We start from the raw sequence: 24,756 nt of genomic DNA, 5'->3' as shown, positions 1-24,756 counted from the left end.
GGCGCGCTACCAGCCCAGCGTCGACTTCGCGCGTTGGAGAATGGCGTCCACGCTTTCCTTGGTTCCGATCAGCTCCTGCAGCGCTGTGTTCATCACCGGGAAGACCTTGGTGATGTTGGGCATGCGCTGCGGAAAGGTCATCACGCCCGGAGCCGAGAGCAGCGCGGTGAAGGCGCGGATATCGGCAGCCTCCGGCGTCGAAAAATAGGGTGCCTGCAGCAGGGAGCGGCGATCGGGCACGAGGCCCGCGGTCTTCGCCCACTCCATCGACGCCTCCAGGCTGAACAGGCTCTCGACGAACGCGGCCGCCGCGGCCGGGTTGGCTGATTTGGCGGAGATGCCCACCGTCCAGTACGGGCCGAGCAGGACCGCGGGCGGGCGCGTCCCGAAGGCCGGCCAAGCCGACACCGCCAGATCCTTGCCGCTATAGCCGGCTGCAATCTGCTTGTACTGCTGGAAGCGCGGCGCGAAGGCCTGCACCATCGCGAAGCGGCCGGAGGCGAATTGGTCCTGGATATCGTCGCCCATCGCATTCAGCAGCGTCGGCGAGAGCGCTCCATTCGCGACAAGCTGTCTGACAACATTGGCGGCTTCCCTGGCCTCAGCGCCGGTCACGTTGAACTGGCCCGTTGCCGCATCGAAGATCGAGGAGCCGAACCCGGACATGATGTTGATGAAGGCAGATACGCTATTGTCGTTCGTCGGCAGGCCGAAGCCCAGCCGCTCGCCCTTGGTCAGCTTGCCGGCGGCGGCGATGAATGCGTCCCAGGTGAGCGGCGGAGCATCGAGGCCGAGTTCGGACAGCGCATCCTTGCGATAGAAGATCGCCTGAGCGGGGCTCGGCCAGAGCGGAAGGGAGATGCGCTTCTTGTTGAAGACCGACTTCTCGACGAAGACCGGATACAGATCGGGAAGCGCCTTGGTCCTGAAGTCTTCCGACAGCAGGGCGTCGAGATCGGCCAGCGCGCCGCGCTGCTGGACGAGATCGAGAAAGGTGTCACGCATCCAGATCACGTCGGGCGCGCGGTTCTGAGCCGAGGCGGCGACGAATTTCACCTCGAGCTCCTGGAAGGGCTGGGCCTCGATCCTGACATCGACGCCGGGGTGCCCGGCCTTGAAGCGCTTGATGATCTCGCGCAGCACGACCTCGCGCGGCGACTGCCCGTCCGCTCCCAGAAAGGTCCAGACCCGGACCGTGCCCGACAGTCCCTGTGCGCCTGCCTGCCTCGGCAGAGCAGCGAGCGCAAGCCCCGCGGCGCCCGCGCGCAGCACCGACCTTCTGTCAAAGATCATTGATTTCATCAGACTAGCTCCTCCCCGATCGATTTTTTTCACTTACATATGCAGGTCGCTGAGCACGCGCGTGCGGCCGGCCAGGAGGTGACGGCGCATCTCTGCGCGGGCGCGATCCCCGTCTCGTGCCGCGACCGCGGCGACGATGGCGCCATGCTCCAGGGCGATCAACTCGCGGCGCTCGGCCATGGTCAGCACGGAGCGCTGCGCCGAGAGGTTGCCCCAGCTGAAGATGTGCGAGGTCAGCCGCCCCAGGGCGTCCGACAGCTTGGGATTATGCGCGCAGACTGCCAGCGCAGCATGGAAGGCGACATCCTCCCGCTCGCCTCGCCCGGTCAGCAGGCTGGCGAGCAGCGCCTCCTGCGCCGCCTCGAGCCGCACCAGATCCTCATCAGTGCGCCGATCCGCGGCCAGGGCCGCGACCTCGCTTTCCAGCGCGAGCCGCACCTCGTGCCACTGGGCCAGCTCGCGCACCGAGGAAATCGCCGAAAGCCTGACCATCTCGGGCGCGCCGCTGCGCACCGCAAAGGTGCCCGAGCCCTTGCGCGAGCGGACGATTCCCTCGGCTCGCAGCCGCGCCAGCGCCTCGCGGATGCTGGCCCGCGACAGGCCGAACATCTCGGCGAAATCCGCCTCGGGCGGCAACCGCGCGCCATCCGCGACATTCTCGATATAGCCGGCGATCTGCCTGTAGGCGCTCGCCGACCGGCTTTCTTCTGCGTCCATCCTGGCTGCCTGTCCCGTTGACGGCCCTAAATCAGTCTGCTTAAATTCATGCTGTCAGACAGCATTGCCGATTGCAAGCCGAAATTGTCAGGAACCGCCATGAACAGATTGATAGGCCCGCGGCCGGAAGCGCGGATCGCGCGGGTTGAAGTGCATGAGTTCGGCTACACGGTCGACGGCCTCGGGGTGGACGCCAGCGGCAACCGTTGCGTGATGAAGGGCGCGCAGTCGCGACTGACCGCCTTCGCCCTGAAGATCGAGACGCAGGACGGGCACCAGGGCGAGTATTGCAGCGTCCACAGCGGCAAGAACGGCGCCATGGTCGGGCAGGTCAAGGCTGCTGCGGGCTTGATTCTGGGCGAGGACGCCGAGGAGCGCGAGGCGATCTACAACAAGCTGAAACGCGCCCACCGCCACTATATGGCGATCGGCCATTCCGCGCTGGACATTGCGCTGTGGGACCTGGCCGGCAAGGCGGTCGGCCGCCCGGTCTGGCGGCTCCTGGGCGGCTATCGCCAGCGGCTTCCGACTTATGCCAGTACGCTGAACGGCGGCCGCGACGGGATTCTCGACAGCATCGAGGCCTATGCTGACTTCGCCGAGGAATGCCTCGCGCTCGGCTATCGCGGCTACAAGATCCATGGCTGGGGCGAAGGCGACCCGAAGGAAGAAGCCGCGAACCTGCTGCTCTGCGCCAGGCGCGTCGGCGGCCGGATGGAGTTGATGTACGACGCGGCGAGCGAGCTGCGCACGCTCGCCGATGCGATCTATGTCGGCAAGGCCTGCGATGAAGGCGGCTATCTCTGGTACGAGGACCCCTTCATGGACGCCGGCTGGTCTCCTCATGCCGCCCGGCAACTGAAGGAGAACATCCGCACCCCGCTGATGTTAACCGAGCATGTGCGCGGCCTCGAAAGCAAGGCCGCCTGGCTCCGCGAAAGGGCGACCGACTACCTGCGCGTCGATCCTGATTACGACATGGGCATCACAGGCACGATGAAGGTCGCGCATCTGGCCGAAGCCTTCGGTCTCGACTGCGAGATTCATGCAGCCGGCCCCGCGCAGCGGCACTGCATGGCAGCAATGCGCAACTCCAGCTGGTATGAATTGTCTCTCGTCGCCCCCGGCGTCGCCAACCCTGTGCCTCCTGTCTTCGGCTCCGGCTACAGCGATGCGCTGGAGGATATCGGCGAAGACGGCTGTGTGCCCGTTCCAGACGGTCCCGGCCTCGGCGTCGAATATGACTGGGACTACATCCTCGCCAATCGCACCGCCTATCAGGAGTTCACCCTGAAAAAGGATGGCGGGACCGCGAAATGACGGCCACATACGACGATATCATCGTGGGCGGGGGGCCGGCGGGCTGTGTCCTGGCCAACCGCCTGTCGGCTTCGGGGACGAACCGCGTCCTCTTGATCGAAGCCGGGCCGGACTTCAAGCCGGGCCAGGAGCCCGCCGAAATCCGCGACGTCTATCCCTACCGCGCCGCCTTCAACCCCGACTATCAATGGCGCGACATGCGCGCCCGGCTGCTGCCGGTCTCGCACAATGATCCGGAGCGTTCGCCGCTGAAACCTTACATCCAGCCGCGCGTCATCGGCGGCGGGTCCAGCATGAATGGCGAGATCGGCAACCGGGGGCTGCCGGCGGATTACGACGAATGGGCCGCGCTTGGCGCCGAAGGCTGGGATTGGGAGGGCGTGCTGCCCTATTTCCGCAAGCTGGAGACCGACATGGACTATGACGGTCCACTGCACGGCTCATCCGGCCCGATCGCGATCAGCCGGGTGATGCCCGAGGAGTGGCCCGGCTTCACCCGCGCGACGATGCAGGCGCTGACGGCCGCAGGCTATCGCAACATCGGCGACCAGAATGCCGTCTTCGAGGATGGCTGGTTCCCAATGTCGCTGACGACCAATCGCCGTTCGCGCCGCTCGGCGGCGATGGGCTATCTCGACACGGCGACCCGGCGGCGGCCGAACCTCACCATCCGTTCCGGCGTCAAGGTCGATCGCCTGCTGATCGAGGACAGGCGAGCCATCGGCGTTGCGGTTGGCGAGGAGCGCATCACGGCGCGCCGGATCATCGTGTCGGCCGGGGCGCTGGAAAGTCCCGCGCTGCTCTTGCGGGCGGGAATCGGCGAGGCCGCCCGCCTGAAGGAGGCGGGCATCGCGGTCGTCCACCACCTGTCCGGAGTCGGCCGGAACCTGAACGAACATCCCTCCATGGCCATGTCGTCATGGATCCGGCGCGGACATCGGCTCGGCGGGACCCCGCGGCGGCATGTGCAAGCGGCCTGGCGCTACTCCTCCGGGATCGAGGACTGCGGGCATGGCGACATGTTCATGGTCGTCGTCTCAAAGTCCGCATGGCATCCGATCGGCAAGCGCATCGGCTCGCTCTTCAGCTGGATCAACAAGCCCTATTCCACCGGCTGGGTACGGCTGAATCCAGAGAATCCGGCCGGCCGGCCCGAGATCGCCTTCCAGATGCTGTCGGACCCGCGCGACATGGCGCGGATGAAGCTGGCGGTGCGCCGGATGTGGTCGCTTTATGCCTCGGGCGAATTGCGCGGGGCTTGCAGCAATCCCTTCGCCGCCACCCATGGTGCGATGGCGAAGCTGGTCGGAGGCGTCAGCCTGCGCAACTGGTTGGCCACCCTCGGCCCCGCGCTTCTGACCGAAGGGCCGGGACCATTGCGCAAGCTGCTCATCGACCGGCTCTTCGCCAGCGGCGACGATATCCCGACCGCGCTGGAGAACGACGATGCCATGGAGGAGATGATCCGCAAGCACACCATCGGCGGCTATCATCCCTCTGGCACCTGCCGGATGGGGCGGGCCGACGACGAGGCGGCTGTCGTCTCGCCGCGCGACGGTGCCGTCCACGGGGTCGGCGGGCTCCATGTCATCGATGCCTCGGTGATGCCCTGCGTACCCCGGGCCAACACCAACCTGCCCACCACCATGCTGGCGGAAAAACTGGCGGATGGTTTGGCCTGAAGCCGCTGACCCAGCGTTCGCGAGGCTGGGCGGGCGGGAACAACGCTTCGCAATGCCCTAACGCAATCTACATCTCTCGCCGCTAGCAAATTCCGGTCTCGCACAGGCAGCTCAGCCTTGCGAGCTGGGGGGAAGCGGATCATGCACGCCATCGTCGGGCGCGGTGCCGGAAAGCTCGTGGGTGCCGTGGAGCCGTCGCTCCTGCGCGACGAACTGCTCGGCGAGATCTTCGAGGCATCCGTCAGGCGGACCCCCGAGCATACAGCCATCATCTTCGGCAGCGAGCGCGTCAGCTATGCCGAGCTCGACGCCCGGGCCGACATGGTGGCGCGCGCGCTGCGAGCGCGCGGCGTCACGGCCGGTGCCTTCGTCGGCCTGTGGATGTCCCGCTCGCTCGACCTGCATGTCGCGCTGCTCGGCATCCTCAAGGCCGGCGCGGCCTATATCCCCTTCGACGCCGACGCCCCGCCCGAGCGCATCGGTGAATGCCTCGCCGATTGCGAGGCCCGGGTCGTCGTCGTCGACGACGCCACCCGCGCGAAGCTCGACCGGGAGCTGCCCGCAGAGGCTGCGGGCTGCCGCGACCTGATCGCCGCCGGCACCGAGGCCCCGCCGGTCGATCCGCGCGCTGAGGGCGTGACGCCGGCGAGCCCGGCCTATGCGATCTACACCTCGGGCTCGACCGGCAAGCCCAAGGGCATCGTCATCGCCCATCGCAACATCTGCCACTATCTGCGCTCGTCGAACCTCGTCTACGGCATGGCGGCGCACGACATCTCCTTCCAGGGCGCCTCCGTCGCCTTCGATCTCTCGCTGGAGGAGATCTTCGTCCCCTATCTCGTCGGCGCGACGCTCTGGGTCGCCTCGGCGCAGGTGCTGGGCGAGGTCGAGCGTCTGCCCGCATCGATGAGTGAGGCCGGCATCACCGTGCTCGACACCGTGCCGACGCTGCTCGCCATGATGCCGCAGGACATCCCGAGCCTGCGCATCATCATCCTCGGCGGCGAGGCCTGCCCGCCCGCCGTTCGCCAGCGCTGGTGCCGCCCGGGCCGCAAGGTCTTCAACTCCTACGGTCCGACCGAAGCCACCGTCGTCGCCACCGTCGACGAGGTCACGCCGGACGAGGCGGTGACCATCGGCCTGCCGATCCCGAACTACACCTGCTATGTCGTCGACGAGGAGATGGCGATCGTCGGCCCCGGCACCGAGGGCGAGCTCTTGATCGGCGGCCCCGGCGTCGCCGCGGGCTATCTCGGCCGTCCCGAGCTCACCGCCGAGAAGTTCATCCCCAATCCGTTCGGCGGCGACGGCACCGACCCGGTGCTCTACCGCTCGGGCGATGCGGTCAGCATCTCAGAGAAGGGCAAGATCCTCTTCCACGGCCGCATCGACGATCAGGTCAAGCTGCGCGGCTTCCGCCTCGAGCTCGGCGAGATCGAGGCCAGGCTCTGCGACCTGCCCGGCATCGCGCAGGCGACCGTGGTGCTGCGCCGCGACGACGACATCGACCGGCTGGTCGCCTTCGTGGTGAGCGACACCGCGACCGCCTTCGACCGTGCGGCAGTGCGCACCGCCCTGAAGGAGACCCTGCCGCCCTATATGCTGCCCTCGCATTTCGAGGAGATGGCGAGCCTGCCGCGCCTGACCTCGGGCAAGGCCGACCGCAAGGCGCTGAAGGCGGCGCCGCTGACGATGGCGGCCTCCGCGGAGGAACAGGAGGAGCCGCGGAGCGCGACCGAATCCGCCCTGCTCGACGCCGCCAGGCCGCTCTTCCCGGGCCAGACGATCGGGTTCGAGGCCGACTTCTTCGCCGATCTCGGCGGCCATTCGCTGCTGGCCGCCACCTTCCTCGCCGGGGTGCGTGCCAATCCCGACCTGCCGAGCATCACGCTGGAGGACGTCTACAGCCTGCGCACTCTGCGCGCGATCGCCGCCCGGCTCGACGAGCGCAGGCAGGCCGATCTGGGCCGCCCAGTGCGCGATCTCTCCTTCGCGCCGCCGCCGCTGCTGCGTCGCCTGTGCTGCGGGCTGGCTCAGCTCGCCTGCATGCCGGTGCTGCTGCTGGCGCTGACCGGCCCCTGGCTGACGATCTACGTCATCTACGAGCTGATCACGACCGACGGGCGCATCGAGCTGCGCGAGATCCTGCTGATGATGGGCGTCTACGCGCTCGTCACGCTCTCGGTGATGATCGCCGGCATCGTCGGCAAGCGCCTGGTGCTCTGGCGCACGCGGCCCGGCCGCTATCCGCTCTGGGGCGTCTATTTCTTCCGCTGGTGGCTCGCCCGCCAGTTCGTCTCGATGGTCCATCTCAGCCTGATGCAGGGCACGCCGCTGGCCAGCTTCGCTATGCGTCTCCTCGGCGCCAGGGTCGGCAAGGGCGTCTTCGTCAGCGGCTTCGAGGCCGGCGCGATCGACCTCGTCGAGATCGGCGACGACGTCACGCTCGGCGGCAAGCTCTGCCTCGCCAATGCCGAGGTGATCGGCAACGAGCTGGTGATCGGCACGATCGCGATCGGCAAGGACGCCTATCTCGGCACCTCCTGCGCCATCGGCCATGACACGGTGATCGGCGAAGGCGCCGAGCTCGCCGATCTGACCGCGCTCGCCGCAGGCAGCCGCGTCGGCGCCTTTGAGCACTGGGACGGTTCGCCCGGCCGTCGCATCGGCTTGGTCGATCCCGCAGCCTGGCCCGAGCCCGCCCCGCAGCCCTCCGTGCCGATCAGGGCGCTGCAGACCGTCTTCTTTTGCGCCATGCTGCTGGTGATGCCGGCGCTGGCGCTGCTGCCGATCTTCCCGGCCTTCTTCATTCTCGACCGTTTCGACGGGCCGCTGCAGGAACTGGTCGGCATCGACTATCGCTGGGTCCTGCCGGTCATCGCCTGGCCGACCGCAATGGTGCTGATGCTCGCCACCGTCCTGCTCGTCACCGCGATCCGCTGGCTCGTGCTGCCGCGCTCGGTCGAGGGCACGCATGCCGTCGCCTCCGGCTACGGCCTGCGCAAATGGACCGTGGGACTCGCCTCGGAGGTGATGCTCCAGAGCCTGTCCTCGCTGTTCTCCACGCTCTACATGCCGCTCTGGTACCGCATGATGGGCGCGAAGATCGGCAAGGACACCGAGATCGCCACCAATTTCGGCGGCCGCTACGACATGATCGAGATCGGCGCGCGCTGCTTTGTCGCCGACGAGGTCGTGCTTGGCGACGAGGACGTCCGCCGCGGCTGGATGACCGCGAAGCCGGTGCGCACCGGCGATCAGGTCTTCATCGGCAATGACGCGGTGGTACCGCCCGGCGCCGTCCTGCCGACGGGTTCGCTGCTCGGCATCAAGTCGAAGCCGCCCACCGACATGGCGATGCAGCCCGGCGAGACCCGCTTCGGCAGCCCGCCGATCCTGCTGCCCTCGCGCCAGCGCTTCGACGATGCCGACATCGCCCAGACCTTCCGGCCTCCGCTCCGGCGCCGCATCCTGCGAGCCGTCCTCGAACTGTTCAGCGCCTCGATGCCGACGATGATGTTCATCACGCTGGGCACCATCACGGCCGAGCTCTTCCTCTTCCCCGCCCTCGAAAGCGCCCGCGGCTGGGGCGCGTTTGCCCCGGTCTTCGTCGCCTGCGCTGTCGGCACCTCGATTGCCCTGGCGACCGCCGTGCTGCTGGTGAAATGGCTGCTGATGGGCGTCTACCGGCCCGGCAATCGCGGCCTCTGGTCCTGGTGGGCGCTGCGCACCGAGGCGATGACGACGCTCTACTGGGGCACCGCCGGCGCGATCCTGCTCAATGCGCTGCGCGGCACGCCGATGCTGCCCTGGGCGCTGCGCCTGTTCGGCGTGAAGCTCGGCCAGGGCGTCTATCTCGACTCGACCGACATCACCGAGTTCGACTGCGTCAGTATCGGCGACCATGCCGCGATCAACGCGACCGCCAACCTCCAGACCCATCTCTTCGAGGACAGGGTGATGAAGGTCGGCCGCATCGAGATCGGCCGCGGCTGCGTCCTCGGCGGACTGACCACGGTGCTCTACGACACCCGCGTCGGCGACCACGCCCGGCTCGGCCTGCTCACCATCGTGATGAAGGGCGAGGCGATCCCGGCACGGACCGAATGGGCCGGCGCCCCCGCCGCACCGGCCTGACGCGACATCGTCCAGCGGAAGCGCCGCCATGCGCGGGCGGCCTTGCCGGGCTCCCGTCGCCCGAGACGCGGGTCGTCCTTCGGCGAATCAAGCGCATCGACGCCCCATTTCGCATAGTGAAAGCTCACATCTACGCGGCCTTGGACTTCGCACACGCAACGGTTCGACAGTCGCCGCATTCCTGGGTTCCGGCACGCCGGGCGAAGAGCTGTGCGAGAGGGCTTTCGTGCTTCGCCGCGACCCGCTCTGCGGCGAGCGCTCTTGCCAGCGGCCGGTCGCCCGCTCGGAACGCCGCCTCGATCAGCGTCAGGTCGATGATGTCGCGCTGGGCGTTGCTGCCGCCGAAGCGTGCGGCGATGCTTCTGACCGGCCGGATCAGGCGGACGGCCTCGCCATATCGGCCCTCGCCGAAGGCCGCGAACGCTTTCATCAAGGGATAGCCGACATCCCCGGCGAAGCCGGCATTGTCGCTGGCGGAGAGCATCGCGAAGGCCTGCTGCTGCAGCGTATTCTCCACCAGGTCGCGGCGGCCGGCGCCGATGAACGCCATGATCGCATGGAGGTCATTGAACGCGTAACCGCCAGCGCCCCAGATCGCCTCAAAACGTCGAGCCAGGACGTGCCAGCGCTGGCTGAGCTCGACCCCGCGTAGATGCAGGCGCCACAGCATCGCAGAAGCGTCGATCAGGTCGAGCAGCTGCGGCTCGGCGATGCTCGTGATCGGCCCGTCGACCAGTTCGAGTACCTCGTCGATCTGGCCGAGCTCGAGGTGATAGAGCGCCAGATGCCACCAGTTATGGACAGCCAGGAAGCTGTTCGTCGTCCAGCTTGGCAGGTCCTCGCGCATGAAGGCGATGCCCTCGTCATGCCGCCCTTCCATCTCCAGGACATGGGCGACGGCGTGGCGTGCCCAACCGTCGCGCGGCTCGTCGCTGATCGCGATACGGCCGTTCTGTTCCGCGAGGCCATACTGGCCGTTCTCCTCCAGTCCGAAGGCATACATCGCGAGCGCCGAATGCCGGCCCGGAACCCCCTTCGACCAAGCCGGCAATGCCCGCGCGATCCGGTCCCTGAGCATGCGGGCATTGCCGGTGAAGAAGTCGAGCTGATGCCCCGCAATGAGGGCCAGCAGATCGAGAGGCTGCTCGATCGCGACATCTTCGATCACGCGCGAAGCCTCATGCAGACGTCCCGAGGCGAGATGCCCGAGCGCGGCAAGATGGCCGCGTTCCTGAAGGGTCGCCGGCAGAACCCTGGCGCTCTCGATCGCGGCATGGGCGGCAGGCCTGCCTGCCGGTTCTCCGCCGAGAAGGTAGAGCCAGGCCCTCAAGGCATGCGCCATGACGAGACCGGGCTCGCGCTCGATCAAGCGATCGGCGGCGGCAATGGGATCTCCGGAGAACATGGCGAACTGGCTGACGGCGTCGGAATAGCCGATGGCGGCCTCCGGCGTGGCGCCCGAGAGAATCTGACCACGGATATCGGTGATGGACATGGCTGTCGCTTCCTCGTGCAGGAACAAGGGTTGGGACGATCCGGCCGACGCGCTGCGGCGGCCGGTTCACAACGGATGCTCAGTCGCAAAGGCTGAAGGTCAGCGCTCCGGAGACGGCGGCCTCGATTTCGGTCCGGGTGATGCCGATATCCTTCAGCATCCTGTCGTCGAGCCGCGACATCTCCAGCGCCGCGCGGCGCAGCTGGTTCTGATGCGCCATGGCGCTTGCCAGCGCTTTCAGCCAGTCGGCCAGCCGTCCGAGAAAGGGACGACGCACCGGAGCGGCGGGAACGGCGCCGAAGGGCCCGGGAACGTCGTAGGGAAACCGGCCGCCCGGAATGTGCCCGGAGGCGTAGCGCCCGACCAGGCGGTCGAGCAGTGTTTTCCGGCGCAGCCTGATCACATCGGTCAGGTCGTCGATGTCGTAGAAGAAATCGTTATTGAGAGCGTACATCTGGTCCTCCTGGGGTGGACGCCGCCCCGTTCGTTCAAGAGCGCAGCGGCGTTGGAGATGGGTTTAGAGACGCTGCGTCAGGCGCACGTAGAAGCGGCGTGAAAACTGCGTTAAATCATCGGGAATTCGCGCGAGAGGACGCCTGCGTGGTACAGTCCGGCCAAGATCCTGCAAGCCAACATCCTGCAAGCCAAGTTCCTGCAAACCAAGTTCCTGCGAGCCAAGATCCTGCAACGGAAAGCCCGGCCTTCGCGCTGGACCTGCTCGGCGGCTTCGAGCTGCGGCTCCGCGACGGCGCTCCGGTCGGCCTGCCGACGCGAAAGGCGCAACTGCTCCTCGCCTACCTCGCCCTGCCAGCCGGGCGCTCGCATTCCCGCGAGAAACTCGGCCTGCTGCTTTGGGGCGACAGGCTCGACGAACAGGCGCGCGGGAGCCTGCGCAACACGCTCGCGGCGATCCGGAAAGCCCTGGGGACCGATGCGTTGAAGGGCGAGCGGGACATGCTGGCGCTGGCAGCAGGACTGGTCTCCGTCGATGTCGATCGACTTGCAGAGGCGGCGGCCGGCGTGGCCGAGCTTTCCGAGGAAGCGCTGGAAACCGTGCTGAGTTCGCACTTGCTGGAAGGCGCGATCTCACCATCCGAGGCGTTCGATGAATGGCTGGCCTTCGAACGGACGCGCTGCCTTGGCTTGGCGCAGACCGCGGCCCAGAAGGCGATCGCGGCGCACGAGGAGGCAGGGCGGACCGGCAAGGCGCTCGCGCTCGCACAGAGACTGGTCGCGCTCGATCCCTTGCGCGAGCAGAGCCATCGCCTGGCGATGCGCCTCTTTGCGGCGGCCGGGGAACGCTCCCGGTCGATGGTGCAGTTCCAGGCGTGCCGCGACGTCCTGAAGCGCGAACTCGGCGTCGAGCCTTCGGCGGAGACGGCGGACCTCGCAAGGCGGATCGTCGCCGCCGACGGCGAAGCCCGGCCGATGCCGGCCACTGCGGGAGAGAAATCGGCCCCGGACGACGCCGACCGGCGCGTCCCCCGCAATTTCGCCATTGCCGTGCTGCCTTTCGTGAACCTGAACGGCCAGGCCGAGCAGGACTTCATGGCCGAGGGCTTCTCCGAGGACATCATCACCGAACTGTCCAGGCGCCGGGATTTCTCCGTCATCTCGCGGCAGTCGAGCTCACTGTTCTCCGGCCGGCCCGAGACCGCCGCGGCCGCGGCCGCGGAACTCTCGGTGCGCTACGCCCTGGCAGGCAGCCTTCGCGGCATCGGAGGGCGTTTGCGCGTCACTGCGCAATTGATCGACGCTCTCGGGAACCGATGCATCTGGGCGGAGCGCTACGACCGCGACCTCGCCGACATCTTCGCGGTACAGGATGAGATTGTCGCCAGCATCATCGGCAGCCTCGATGCCGAGGTCCGCCAGGAGGAACGGGAGCGCGCCGCACGCAAGCTGCCGAGCGAGCTGGACGCCTGGGAGCAGTTCCATCGCGGTCTCTGGCATGTCTACCGCTTCACGCGGGAGGATATCGTCAAAGGCGAGGCGCTGTTTCGGCAAGCCCTGGAGCGCGCCCCGGATTTTGCCCTGCCGCATGCCGGGCTCGGCTACGCTGCCTTCGTCAAGGCGGTGTGGTATTTCGTGCCTGATGCCCGCGTCGCGCTGACTGAGGGATTGAAACATGCTCAGGCTGCCATCTCGCTCGATGGCAGCAATGTCTTTTGCCATGTGGTGATTGGGCGATTGCTAACGCTCGCCGGCGATATCGGCGGCGCCCTGCATCATCTGCAACTGGCGACCGAGATGAACCCGGGCTTTGCCCAGGCGCGTTTCGGTTTGGCGCAAGCGTTCGTCTACGCAGACAGGCCCAGGGAAGCCTTGTCCGAAATCGACCTGGCGCTCAGGCTAAGCCCCAAGGACCCGCTCCGCTGCATGTTCCTGACATTGCGGTCCTTCTGCCATTTCAGGCTGGGCGACTATGTCTCGGCCGAGAGGGCGGCGCGCAGCGCGACGCAATTGCAGTGGGCGGATACCTGGTCGCGGCTTGCCCTCTGTTGTGCGTTGATCGAACTCGGCCAAGCTGACGAGGCGAAGCAGGTTGCGCGCGAGACGCTGCGCGTTGAGCCCGGCTTTTCGCTGGAGGGATTTGGGCGGCTCGTCGCACACGCCCCTGAACCAATGCGCAACCGCGTTTGGGTTAATCTTCGGGCCGCGGGCATCGAAATCGACGGAGACACGATTGCGTCCCGCGCCCGTTGAGCGCTGCAGCGAAGGCCAGAGCTTGCCAGTCGAGCCATGTGTCGGCAATGTCTGCTCAGCAAGACGCTGAGCGGGAGTATGCCGGAGTATTCTCTCGTCGGGCAGCAAGACATGGGAAGTCCAAAAACATGATCATCGATGGAGGCAATGCCGATTCCGGCAAGAAGGACGAGAGCGCTCTGATCGGGCGACGGGCGGGACTTCTCGACCGCCGGTCGTTTCTGGTCGGCTCGGCCGCCGGTCTCGGCGCGCTCGGGCTAGGCGGTTGCGTGACATCCGACGGCATGAGCCTCGCCGAGGCGGCCAAGGTCTACGGGCCGGTGCCTGAAGAGAAATTCCCGATCCCGGCGGTCGATGTCAGCAAGGTCGATCCGAAATATTATCGCCGGACCGTTCGCTACGACACCAAGGAAGCGCCCGGTACGATTATCGTCGATCCCGGCAATTACTATGTTTACCGCGTCGAGAACGACGGATCCGCCACCCGCTATGGTGCCAATGTCGGCCGCGACGGGTTCCGGTGGAGCGGTGACGCCTATATCGGCCGCAAGGCCGAATGGGCGACCTGGACACCGCCCAAGGAGATGATCAAGCGCCAGCCCGAGGTTGCCAAATACGCCCGCGGCATGCCGGGCGGCCTCGAAAACCCGCTCGGCGCCCGCACGCTCTATCTCTATCAGAACGGCGCCTACACGCTCTACACGATCTACGCCTCCAGCGACCCCGAATCCATCGGCTCAGGCGTCACGAGCGGCTGTGTCGGCCTGCTCAGTCAGGACATGATGCACCTGTACTCGCAAACGCCGGTCAAGACGAAGGTGGTCGTCCTGCCGGCATAGGCAACGGTCAGTCCCCGGTCCGGGCGCTGCCCGTGCGGGCAGCGCCAAGAACAGATCGTTCGTTGAAGGCACAGCGAGTGTGGGGTGGCGATCCCCTGGAGGTCGCCAGCATCCGAATATTGAAGAGGGTGATGTAGAGGCCGGCAGATGAGCGCTCCTGCTCTCTGCGTTGGCCAGCCTGCTCTTGGCATTGGCAAACCGGCCAGCTCCAAACCTGGCTCCGGCTCGACCGAGAATCCCAAGCTCTCCGCGAGGATGAGCCAAGGATTGAGAGGGCGGCCACCGGTGAATGACGAAGCCATTTATTGAGCGTAAGATTTTGTTCGAAGCCTTCCACCGAGAACGCGTTTCGAGGAAAAGGGCATGAGGCACAGCAGACGCCCTCGTTCGCGTGCTTATGACAGTAGAGGCGCAGGCGTGTATCTGCGCGATCATTGTGGCGCGCGCCGACATCTACCCTTCTCCAATATTAGGCGTTGCCAGTCTGGAAACAGTTCACAAAATGCAATCTGTATTCGAGATAAATCATTAAGTCGAAGTGACATTCACTGATCGGAATTGTATTATAAAGTTTAAATCCTTTATTTCAACCGATTACCAGATTCGATAAAATTTTTACTACAATAGAATGCAGCAATGAATCCGAAGGACATGGACTATCGCCGTTTGAGCCAGTGACCGAAGCAGAGCCACGCCTCAGAACAGGGATGGAATCGACCTATGCCGCTGCTGGAGCTTCACGGTATCTCAAAGCATTTCGGTGCGATCGAAGCACTCAAAGGCATCGATCTGGCGATCAATGCCGGTGAGGTCGTCGGCCTGATGGGCGACAATGGTGCGGGCAAATCGACATTGGTGAAGATTGTCGCCGGCAATTTTCTTCCGTCCGAGGGAGAGCTTCGCCTTGACGGCATCGTCAAACACTTTCGCAGGCCGGTCGACGCCCGGACTGACGGGATCGAGGTCGTCTATCAGGATCTCGCCCTGTGCGACAATCTGACTGCGGCCGCCAATGTCTTCCTCGGGCGCGAATTGAAGCGCCGCATCGGTCCCCTCGAGATCCTTGACTACAAGGCGATGTATGCCCGCGCCGCAGAACTGTTCAAGGAGCTCAAGTCGGAGACCCGCCCCCGCGATCTCGTGAAACTGATGTCGGGCGGCCAGCGCCAGGCTGTGGCGATTGCGCGGACACGCCTTGCCAACGCGAAGATGGTGCTCATGGACGAGCCGACAGCGGCCATCAGCGTTCGTCAGGTCGCCGAGGTGCTGGACCTGATCCACCGGCTCAAGGATCGCGGTATCGCAGTTGTCCTCATCAGCCACCGCATGCCGGACGTGTTCGCCGTCTGTGACCGGGTGGTCGTGATGAGGCGAGGACGCAAGGTCGCGGACAAGGCGATTGCATCGAGTTCTCCTGAAGAGGTGACGGGACTGATCACCGGCGCCATCCAGGCGGCCTGATGCTGCGCAAGGAGCCCCCCATGTCGAGCGCCACGATCCGCCCGATTCCGAGCAGCGTCGCCATCGAGGACGTCACGGGCCTCAAGGAGCGGAGCCTCCTGCAGAAGCTGCTCTCCAGCCAGCCCTTCTGGGTGACGATCGCCCTCATCGCCATGGCACTCGCGATGACATGGTATCAACCGGACGCGTTTGCCTCGGCCGACAACTTCTTCAACATCACGCGAAATTTCGCCTTCATCGGCATCATGGCGATCGGCATGACGGCCGTCATCCTCACGGGCGGCATCGATTTGTCGGTCGGGTCCATCATGGGGCTCGCCGGCGTCGTCTGCGGACTCGTCCTCCAGGCCGAGGGGCATTGGGTGCTTGCGATCCTCGCCGGTCTTCTCACCGGCATGCTGGTCGGGGTCGTGAATGGTGTGCTGATCTCCTATGTCGGCCTCCCGGCCTTCGTTGTCACGCTCGGGATGCTGTCCGGGGCCCGATCGCTGGCCATCGTCCTGTCCGAAAACAAGATGATCTACGAATTCGGGCCTTGGGGAGACACGTTCAACGCGATCGGTGGCGGTTCCATCTTCGGCATTGCCAACCCGGTCTGGGTGCTGCTCGTCCTGGCCATCATGTTCAGCATCATCCTCAACTTCACCGGCTGGGGCAATTATCTCTACGCCATCGGAAGCAATGAGAACGCTGCCCGCCTGACGGGCGTGCCGGTCAAGCGGATCAAGCTGCAGGCCTATATCGTCTCGGGGCTGACAGCCGCACTGAGCGCCGTTCTCATCGTCGGCTGGCAAGGCTCCGCCATCAATGCGCTCGGACAAGGCTATGAATTGCGGGTGATCGCTTCGACCGTGATCGGCGGCGCGGATCTGATGGGTGGCCAAGGCGGAGCGTACGGCGCCGTGATCGGGGCTGCACTCATCGAGGTGATCCGCAATTCCCTTCTCATGGCCGGGGTCGATTCCAACTGGCAGGGCGCCTTCGTCGGCCTGTTCATCGTATTGGCGGTTCTGCTGCAGCGGATCCGCGGCAAGGGTTCGGCGTGATGAAGACCGAACAATAATAACCACCAGGAGGAGAGGCTCATGAAAACGCTGACTTTAAGTGTCGCCGCGCTCGCACTGCTCGCTGTTGGAGGAGAAGCCCAGTCTCAGGGCAAGAAATACGTCTTCGCCCTGGTTCCCAAGAACATGAACAATCCTTTCTTCGATCAAGCCCGCGACGGCTGCAAGAAGGCCGAGAAGGAGCTCAATGGCGCGATCGAGTGCCTTTATATCGGGCCTGGCGAGCATGGCGGCGGCGATGAGCAGGTCCAGGTCATCAACGATCTCATTGCCAAGAAGGTCGATGGCATCGCCGTCTCCCCGTCAAATGCAGCCGCGATGGGAAAGGCGCTCGAGGGCGCAAAAAAAGCGGGAATTCCGGTTCTGACCTGGGATTCCGACCTGCTTGCGAAGGACAAGCCCCTGCGCACCGCCTATGTCGGCACGTATAACTATGACATTGGCGTCAATCTCGCGAAGATCGTCCAGCAGATCAAACCGAAGGGCGGCACGATCTGCATCCAATCGGGGGGTGCAGCGGCGGCAAACCATAACGAGCGCATGCAAGGGATTCGCGATACGCTTTCTGGCGCGAAATCTGCCTCCGCGCCTGGTACAAGGCTCTCCGGCCAAAAGGGCTGGACCGAGGTGGCGGGTTGCCCGCTCTATACCAATGACGATTTCCCGCTGTCGGTGCAGCAGATGGAAGATACGCTCGGCAAGAACCCCAAGCTCGATGCCTTCGTGCCGACCGGCGGCTTCCCGCAGTTCATCCCTCAAGCGTATCGCAAGGTCGCAGAGAAGTATAAGGCCCGCATCGATGACGGCTCGCTTGCGCTCGTCGTCGCAGATACGCTGCCCGTCCAGATGGATCTTCTGAAGGCAGGCCTGTCCAAGGGGCAAGTCGGTCAGCGCCCCTTCGAGATGGGCTACAAGACCATGCTGTTCCTGAAGGACATGAAGGACGGCAAGCCCGCTCCGAAGGATCCGACTTATACTGGCCTCGACGTCTGCACGCCGCAGAATGCCGCGAGCTGCGTTGGCGCCGGCAGCTAGAGCATTTTCGAGCGAAGTGGACACCGGTTCGCGTGAAGAAAATGCGATAAAACTAAGAGCTGGAGCATCGGCCCGAAACGTGGATTGCGGTTTTCGGGGCAAAGCCGATGCAAACACAAAGGGTTAGATCATCGAACCGGATACGATATCCGGTCCGACGATCCAGAGCCGGATGAGACCCCGGCCAGAGCGGGATGTCTTCCCGCTCTGGCCTGCAATGGATGATCTCCGAACGCGCGGGATGGGCGATCGCTGCCGCTTGGTTTCAGCCGGATTCATCCTTCGCTCGGGCCCTCGCTGAGCACGGCTCTGCGTCTCCCCCGGCGATCACGCGCATCGTTGGATCAATCGATCCAGTCGATTATTTCCAGAAATACAATAAATTGGATCGAACGATCAACGGATGCGATCACGGCGGGAGCCTCAGGAGCCTGGCAATGACCGCTGCAGCACGCACCGCCCACCCGACTGAAGCGGCGAAAACCGGCGGACTGCGCGCTGCGGCGGGCGCGGTCCGCCGCAGCGCGCCGGAACCGGCGATCTGGCCCGGCCTGGTGCTGACGGCGGGAATTGCCGGTGCCGCGTTCGGGCTCAGGCACGTGCCCGGCATCGGGGCCTTCAGCCCGATGATCCTCGCCATCGTCCTCGGCATCGCCTTCCAGAATCTCATCGGCACGCCCCTCCGCGCCAGGCCCGGCGTCATGGTCGCGCTGCGCAAGCTGCTCAGGCTGGCAATCATCCTGCTCGGCCTGCAGCTGACGGTGGCGCAGGTCATGCAGGTCGGCCTCAGCGGCATCGCCTTGATCGCGCTGACCCTGGTCGCGACCCTGCTCTTCACGATCCGGCTCGGCCGCCTGCTCGGCGTCGAGCGCAGGCTCGCCGAACTGATCGCGGCCGGAACCGCGATCTGCGGCGCCTCGGCCGTGATCGCGACCAACACGGTGACCAACGCGCCTGACGAGGATGTCGCCTACGCGGTCGCCTGCGTCACCGTTTTCGGCTCGCTCGCGATGTTCGCCTATCCCCTGCTGCCCGGCCTGCTGCATCTCGCTCCGCAGGCCTATGGCCTGTGGAGCGGCGCCTCGATCCACGAGATCGCCCAGGTCGTCGCGGCCGCCTTCCAGGACGGGCAGCAGGCCGGCGAGTTCGGCACCATCGCCAAGCTGTCGCGCGTCATGATGCTGGCACCCGTGGTGATGGGCCTGGGGCTCGTCGCCGCGCGCCGGGCCCGCCATGCCGGCCATGGCGCCAGCCAGGCCAGGCCGCCGATGCCGTGGTTCGTGCTCGGCTTTGTCGCGATGGTCGGCCTCAACAGCGCAGTCGGCGTGCCGGCGGAGGCCAAATCGCTGATCGTTCCCGCCACCAGCTTCCTGCTCTCGATGGCGCTGGCCGCCATGGGGCTCGAGACCGACATCGCCAAGCTCAGGGCCAAGGGCCTGCGCCCTCTCCTGCTCGGGCTTGCGGCCTTCCTTTTCATCGCGTCATTCAGTCTGATGCTGGTGAAGCTCACGGCCTGAGGGATCGCGATGACGCTCGAACAGCTCAGGATCTTCGTGGCGGTCGCCGAGCGCGAACACGTCACGAAGGCCGCGACCGAGCTCAACCTCACCCAGTCGGCGACGAGCGCGGCGGTCGCGGCGCTGGAAATGCGCCATGCGGTCAAACTGTTCGATCGCATCGGCCGGCGCATCACGCTGACCGATGCCGGCCGGCTCTTCCTGGCCGAGGCGCGTGCCGTGCTCTCCCGCGCCGCCTCGGCCGAGGCGGTCTTGGCCGATCTCGCCGGGCTGAAGCGCGGCCGGCTTGCCTTCGCCGCGAGCCAGACCGTCGCCAATTACTGGCTGCCGCCGCTGCTGCACGCCTTCCGGACGCGCTATCCCGGCATCGAGACGCCGCTGACGATCGGCAACACGCAAAGTGTCGCTGAGGCCGTCCATGATGGGCTCGCCGATCTCGGCATCGTCGAAGGCGAGATCGACGACCCGCATCTGGCGATCTGGCCGGTGGCCGAGGACGAGATGGTGCTGGTCGTCGCGAGCGGACATCCTTGGGCCGGCGGGGCGGCGATCGCAAGCTCGGCCTTTCCCGGGACGTCCTGGATCCTGCGCGAGCCGGGCTCGGGCACGCGCCGGCTGTTCGAGGATTTGCTGGCGCGCGACGGCCTTAGCCTCGACGAACTCGAGGTCGCGCTCGAATTACCCTCGAACGAAGCCGTCAGGGCGGCGGTGGAGGCCGGAGCCGGTGCGACCGTGGTCTCGCGCCTGGTGGTCGCGGCCGCCTTGCAGGCCGGGTCACTGGTCGCGGTCGCTGCGACCGTGCCGCGACGCCGCTTCTTCGCCCTGCAGCACAAGGAGCGCTATGTCGGCCGGACCGCGCAGGCCTTTCTTGCGCTGCTGCGCGAGCAGGCCGGCGCGGAAGAGCCTAGCAGCGGGCACGCGTGATCTCCGATCGCTCCCGGCTTGGATTTCGCGCAAGCGCCCGCGCTGGACTCCGCTGATCGCGGGGCTTCCCCTCGCCGCCCAAGGAACACCTCAGCAGGCGCAACGTTCACTAGGCACCCGCACGCCAGCCGAAAGAGTGCATTCATCCGCGCTTGCCTCGGCCATCAGCGCTTGCCTGGGCAAGGTCTGCCGAAGCGGCACGCAAGGGACCAAGGAGCCGACATGTTTCGCAGCGTCAATCCTGCCACCGGCGACGAGATCGCCACCTATCCCGAGCTGACCGCGCCGGAGCTGGAAAGCAAGATCGCCAAGGCCGCAACCGCCTTCCGGTCCTGGCGCCGCACCCCGGTCGCCGAGCGAGCCATGCTGCTCGAGCGGATCGCCGAGCAATACGAGGCCCATAGCGAGAAGCTCGCCGTGATGGCCGTCCGGGAAATGGGCAAGACCCATGCATCGGCCATCGCCGAGGTGCAGAAGAGCGCGGCGGCCTTTCGCCATTACGCCCAGAACGGCCCGGAGATGCTCGAACCGACCGAGATTGCGACGGCGAGCGGAGCCCGCGCGGACGTGCACTACCTGCCGCAGGGGCCGGTGCTGGCGATCATGCCCTGGAACTTTCCGTACTGGCAGGCCGTCCGTTTCCTCGCGCCGACACTCCTGGCGGGGAATGTCGCCCTGCTCAAGCATGCCAGCATCGTCCAGGGCGTCGCCGCCTTGATGGAGGAGATGGTCATTGCCGCCGGCGCACCCGACGGCGTGTTCCAGAACCTCGCCATCAAGTCCTCCTCGGTCGCCGGCCTGATCGCAGACGAGCGCATCGTCGCCGCTACGCTGACGGGCAGCGAGGCGGCCGGGCGCGCCGTCGCCGAGCAGGCGGGCGCGGCGCTCAAGAAGGTCGTGCTGGAACTCGGCGGTTCCGACCCGTTCATCGTCATGCCCTCGGCCGATCTCGACAAGGCCGTGAAGCAGGCCGTGACGGCCCGCATCCAGAACAGCGGCCAGTCCTGCATTTGCGGCAAGCGCATGATCGTCCATGCCGACATCTACGACGCGTTCCGGGAGAAGTTCTCGGCGGGGATGAAAGCGGTGAAAGCAGGCGACCCCATGGACGCGGGTTCGAACATGGGCCCGCTGTCGAGCTTCGAACAGCGCGAGACCGTGCTCGCTCAGCTTGCCGCCGCGCAGGCGGCGGGCGCGAAGCTCTTGTTTGGTGGCGAAGCGTTGCCGGGAAAGGGCGCCTACATGTCGGCTGGGATCCTGGTCGACGTGCCGCTCGATGGCGATCTCATGAAGGAGGAGATATTCGGCCCCATCGCCATGCTGTTCAAGGCTGAGGACATCGACGATGCGATCGCGATCGCCAACGCCATTCCCTATGGATTGGGTTCGTCCGTCTGGACAAATGATGCCGACGAGCAGGAGCGCTTCGTGCGCGAGATCGAAGCGGGCATGACGGCGATCAACCAGATGCTTGCTTCCTCGCCTGAGGTGCCGTTCGGCGGCATCAAGACCTCTGGACACGGCCGAGAACTCGGCGCGCACGGTCTCCATGAGTTCATGAATCTCAAATCCGTGATGCGGCCAAACTGATTGCGTTGTTCCTGGTCGGGAGCGGTGACCTGAGGCGTCCTCGCATGCGGGCGCGATGGCCGGTCAACCTCCCTCTTCCGATGCGGCGCGCCGATGCGCGCTGTTCGTTCGCCGCCGAAGAAAGCTGATCGGCTCGCGAGCCCGTCACTGTCGATGGGGAGACCTCAGGGTCCCCAAACCCCGCGGTCCGCAACTTTTTCGAGTGCTCGACGTTCCCCCGCTTTGGGAGTGACCGAATTGCGCGCTCAACACCTGCTTGCCCGATTGTCATTGGCTGCCCTGATCGGGTTTGGGGCATCGATCATCGTCATGCAGTTCGAGGAGCGCAGCAAGCGGGGCGTCCAGGGCAGCACCAAGGGGAGCGCCAAGGGGCGCATCGAGAGCGGCAGCCACACGGACTTCCGCGAGGGCGGAGATGCGCAGGCGCCGACCGAGATTCCTGCCGGCGGCTGGGTCGCGATCGCGCGACGAATCTATGGCGAGGTCGGGAAGGACCGGGTTCTGGCCGTTGCCGCCGGCGTGACCTTCTATGGCCTGCTCGCACTGTTTCCGGCCGTCACCGCCTTCGTTTCGCTGTATGGGATCGTGGCCGATCCCGCCGAGGTGGCGGGCCAGCTGGCCATCGCGGAAGGCCTGCTGCCAGCCGGCGCCCTCGAGGTCGTGCGCGATCAGATCACCCGGATCGCGACAGGCGATCAAACCAGGCTTGGGGTGGCGTTCCTGATCAGCCTCGGACTGTCGGCCTGGAGCGCGAATGCCGGGGTGAAGGCGCTCTTCGATGCGTTGAACGTCGCCTATGGCGAGGAGGAAAAACGCAGCTTCATCCGGCTGAACCTGACCACGCTCGGCTTCACGCTTGCGATCCTCCTCTTCGCCTTGCTGGCGCTCGGTGCCATCGCCGCCGTGCCCGTGCTGCTGGATTTCCTGTATCTGGGTGCGGCCGCGGAATGGCTCCTCTGGCTCGGGCGCTGGCCGGCGCTGATCCTCCTCCTGATGCTGGGGCTTTCCGCTCTCTATCGGTTCGGGCCGAGCCGCGACAACGCACAGTGGAAATGGGTCAGCCCCGGTGCGATCCTGGCCAGCGTGACCTGGCTCCTCGGCTCGATTGCCTTCTCCTGGTACGTCGCGAATTTCGAGGATTACAACGAGACCTATGGCGCGCTCGGCGCGGTTGTCGCTCTGTTGATGTGGATGTGGCTGTCGGCGACGATCATTCTGGTCGGAGCTGAACTGAATTCGGAAGCCGAGCGCCAGACCTTGCGGGACACGACGCAAGGCGCGCCGGAGCCCATCGGGTTTCGAGGTGCCGACGCAGCCGACAACAAGGGCTAAGCATCGGCCCGAAAAGTGGATTGCGGTTCTCGGGCCAAAGCCGATGTTAACGCCCAGCTCCGCCGCCATCAGCCCGACGTCAGGCTCAGTCCTTCTTGAACTCGAAGAGCTCGATGACGTTGCCCGATGGATCTTCGAGCAGGATGGCGCGGCCGGCGCCGCCCTCGCTGATGTCGCCGCGGAATCGTGCATCGGCCCGGCGCAACCGCGCGATGAGGACATCGATCTCGTCCGTCACGATCATGAATCGGTTCCACCCGCCGGGCTTCGGATCGCCGCCGGCCTGGCCACCGCTCCCGGCGCCCGGGGCGCTGAGATACAGCGTCAGGTCGTCGCGCAGCAACGCGGCGAACTTGCCCGGGTTGTGCTTGTCGATCTTGAAATTGAGATTGTCCCGGTAGAACGCGACCGCCTCGTTGACGTCCGCGACGATGTATCGGACGGATGCCATTTGAACACTCCTCTGTCCTGGACCTCAAGCATGCTGCGAAAAAGTGGCAACGGTTTTTCGCATAGAGCATGCTCTAAACTATGAGATTCGATCACGTTTTCTGCGTTTGGACGACATCGTCCAAACGCAGCGTGATCTAGAACGGTCGACGCGCGCAAAGGGTTCCTGTCGGCGGAGCCGCGTGCAGGAGAGGACAGTCTGGATGCCAGCCGAAGCAGCGGCTTTGCGGAAGGTAACGACATGCAAACGGTAACGACATGACCGTGACGAGCGACGACGAGCTGGCGGGGCTGAAGCAGATCGGGCGCATCGTCGCCGACACCCTCGCGGTGATGGGCAAGGCCATCGAGCCCGGCATGACCACGCTCGAGCTCGATCAGCTCGGACGGGCGTACCTGGAGGCAGCCGGGGCTCGTCCGGCTCCGGAATTGCTCTACGCCTTTCCCGGAGCGACCTGCATCAGCGTCAACGAAGAGATCGCGCACGGCATCCCGGGGGCCCGCAGGATCAATCCCGGCGACCTCGTCAACATCGATGTCTCCGCCGAGAAGGACGGCTACTTCGCCGATACGGGAGCGTCCTTCGCCGTGCCGCCCGTGACGCGTGCGGTCGAGCGGCTGTGCCGGGACGGGCGCCGGGCGATGTGGACAGGCTTGCGCCAGGTCGGCGCCGGCAAGCCGCTGGCCGATATCGGGCGGGCCGTGGGCACCTTCGCGCGCAAGAACGGCTACACGCTGGTGCGCAACCTCGCCAGCCACGGGGTCGGCCTGTCACTGCATGAGGAGCCGACCGAGATCGCAACCTGGCCCGACGCCTCCGAGCGCCGGATCATGCAGGACGGGCTGGTGTTCACCGTCGAGCCCTTCCTGTCCCTCGGCGCCGCGTTCGCCGGAGATGGCGACGATCCCTGGACCCTCTACAGCCAGCCGAGAGCCCTCACGGTCCAATACGAGCACACCGTCGTTGCCTCCCGCAACGGACCGCTGATCCTCACCCTGCCGGGGCAGTAGGAACGCAAGCGGCCGGGATAAAGGTCGGGTTGGGTTGAGGTGGTGCGGGATGTCGCGGTGAACGGTTCGCGACCCTGTCGTCGCCTCGCTGTCATTGCATCCCTGCCCTGCCGTAACCTTCCGTTCTTGGTGTTGCCCTTTCGCACTTGTGGGAACAGGTGGAATCCCTTCAGG

Annotated in this window: 18 protein-coding genes; 13 read left to right on the top strand and 5 right to left on the bottom strand. The window is 65.7% G+C overall.

Annotated features, from left to right (window positions below):
- Positions 1–6: 6 nt before the first annotated feature.
- Together FG93_RS25180 and FG93_RS25175 are read right to left on the bottom strand one after the other, a co-directional pair.
- The gene (locus FG93_RS25180; protein WP_081881842.1) at positions 7–1,302 is read right to left on the bottom strand and encodes an extracellular solute-binding protein; all 1,296 of its coding nucleotides are present in this window, start codon (positions 1,300–1,302) and stop codon (positions 7–9) included.
- A 33-nt stretch (positions 1,303–1,335) separates the two neighbouring features.
- A complete protein-coding gene (locus FG93_RS25175; RefSeq protein WP_043240019.1) occupies positions 1,336–2,019 on the bottom strand; it encodes a FadR/GntR family transcriptional regulator in 684 nt (227 codons plus the stop codon).
- 99 nt (positions 2,020–2,118) lie between these two features.
- On the opposite strand from FG93_RS25175, the gene FG93_RS25170 reads away from it, so the two are divergent.
- The 3 genes from FG93_RS25170 to FG93_RS25160 all read left to right on the top strand — a co-directional run bounded on the left by FG93_RS25170 (position 2,119) and on the right by FG93_RS25160 (position 9,158).
- Positions 2,119–3,339 carry an enolase C-terminal domain-like protein gene (locus FG93_RS25170; RefSeq protein ID WP_052514178.1) on the top strand — a complete coding sequence of 407 codons (1,221 nt, stop codon included), beginning with the start codon at positions 2,119–2,121 and terminating at the stop codon, positions 3,337–3,339.
- Complete coding sequence (locus FG93_RS25165; protein WP_043240018.1) at positions 3,336–5,021, top strand: GMC family oxidoreductase; 1,686 nt, start codon at positions 3,336–3,338, stop codon at positions 5,019–5,021. Before FG93_RS25170 ends, FG93_RS25165 begins: the two co-directional genes overlap by 4 nt.
- 141 nt (positions 5,022–5,162) lie before the next feature.
- Complete coding sequence (locus FG93_RS25160) at positions 5,163–9,158, top strand: Pls/PosA family non-ribosomal peptide synthetase (RefSeq protein WP_043240014.1); 3,996 nt, start codon at positions 5,163–5,165, stop codon at positions 9,156–9,158.
- Between the two features lie 130 nt (positions 9,159–9,288).
- Here FG93_RS25160 and FG93_RS25155 read toward each other — a convergent pair whose 3' ends face one another.
- Positions 9,289–10,653, bottom strand: a complete 1,365-nt coding sequence (locus FG93_RS25155) for a tetratricopeptide repeat protein (RefSeq protein ID WP_052514195.1) — start codon at positions 10,651–10,653, stop codon at positions 9,289–9,291.
- A gap of 79 nt (positions 10,654–10,732) precedes the next feature.
- Positions 10,733–11,107 (bottom strand): DUF1127 domain-containing protein, encoded by a 375-nt coding sequence (locus tag FG93_RS33695; protein ID WP_043240011.1) that lies wholly within the window; start codon positions 11,105–11,107, stop codon positions 10,733–10,735.
- Between the two features lie 146 nt (positions 11,108–11,253).
- On the opposite strand from FG93_RS33695, the gene FG93_RS25145 reads away from it, so the two are divergent.
- The 9 genes from FG93_RS25145 (at position 11,254) to FG93_RS25105 (ending at position 23,121) form a co-directional block, all read left to right on the top strand.
- Positions 11,254–13,359: a BTAD domain-containing putative transcriptional regulator gene (locus FG93_RS25145; RefSeq protein WP_052514177.1), complete on the top strand. Its 2,106-nt coding sequence runs from the start codon at positions 11,254–11,256 to the stop codon at positions 13,357–13,359.
- 128 nt (positions 13,360–13,487) lie between these two features.
- Positions 13,488–14,198 carry a L,D-transpeptidase gene (locus FG93_RS25140; protein ID WP_043240008.1) on the top strand — a complete coding sequence of 237 codons (711 nt, stop codon included), beginning with the start codon at positions 13,488–13,490 and terminating at the stop codon, positions 14,196–14,198.
- Between the two features lie 720 nt (positions 14,199–14,918).
- The gene (locus tag FG93_RS25135) at positions 14,919–15,659 is read left to right on the top strand and encodes an ATP-binding cassette domain-containing protein (protein ID WP_043240007.1); all 741 of its coding nucleotides are present in this window, start codon (positions 14,919–14,921) and stop codon (positions 15,657–15,659) included.
- Positions 15,660–15,679: 20 nt separating this feature from the next.
- Positions 15,680–16,705, top strand: a complete 1,026-nt coding sequence (locus tag FG93_RS25130; RefSeq protein ID WP_043240213.1) for an ABC transporter permease — start codon at positions 15,680–15,682, stop codon at positions 16,703–16,705.
- Positions 16,706–16,744: 39 nt separating this feature from the next.
- On the top strand, positions 16,745–17,758 hold the full coding sequence (locus FG93_RS25125) for a sugar-binding protein (RefSeq protein WP_043240004.1): 1,014 nt from the start codon (positions 16,745–16,747) through the stop codon (positions 17,756–17,758).
- 437 nt (positions 17,759–18,195) lie between these two features.
- Positions 18,196–19,275, top strand: a complete 1,080-nt coding sequence (locus FG93_RS25120) for a YeiH family protein (protein ID WP_081881856.1) — start codon at positions 18,196–18,198, stop codon at positions 19,273–19,275.
- Between the two features lie 9 nt (positions 19,276–19,284).
- Positions 19,285–20,199, top strand: a complete 915-nt coding sequence (locus tag FG93_RS25115) for a LysR family transcriptional regulator (RefSeq protein WP_043240001.1) — start codon at positions 19,285–19,287, stop codon at positions 20,197–20,199.
- A gap of 222 nt (positions 20,200–20,421) precedes the next feature.
- Positions 20,422–21,789, top strand: a complete 1,368-nt coding sequence (locus FG93_RS25110) for an NAD-dependent succinate-semialdehyde dehydrogenase (RefSeq protein WP_043239998.1) — start codon at positions 20,422–20,424, stop codon at positions 21,787–21,789.
- 237 nt (positions 21,790–22,026) lie between these two features.
- A complete protein-coding gene (locus FG93_RS25105) occupies positions 22,027–23,121 on the top strand; it encodes a YihY/virulence factor BrkB family protein (RefSeq protein ID WP_161783884.1) in 1,095 nt (364 codons plus the stop codon).
- Between the two features lie 85 nt (positions 23,122–23,206).
- Here the strand turns inward: FG93_RS25105 and FG93_RS25100 are convergent, their stop codons facing one another.
- Positions 23,207–23,572, bottom strand: coding sequence for a VOC family protein (locus FG93_RS25100; RefSeq protein ID WP_043239993.1), 366 nt, complete (start codon positions 23,570–23,572; stop codon positions 23,207–23,209).
- Between the two features lie 257 nt (positions 23,573–23,829).
- Here FG93_RS25100 and map point away from each other — a divergent pair, with 257 nt between their 5' ends.
- Positions 23,830–24,582 (top strand): type I methionyl aminopeptidase, encoded by a 753-nt coding sequence (map, locus tag FG93_RS25095; RefSeq protein WP_043239991.1) that lies wholly within the window; start codon positions 23,830–23,832, stop codon positions 24,580–24,582.
- Positions 24,583–24,756 lie beyond the last annotated feature (174 nt).

The organism is Allobosea sp. LC85, from assembly GCF_000735605.1.
Taxonomy (GTDB): Bacteria; Pseudomonadota; Alphaproteobacteria; order Rhizobiales; family Beijerinckiaceae; genus Allobosea.
This window is presented reverse-complemented; position numbering and strand designations above follow the sequence as displayed.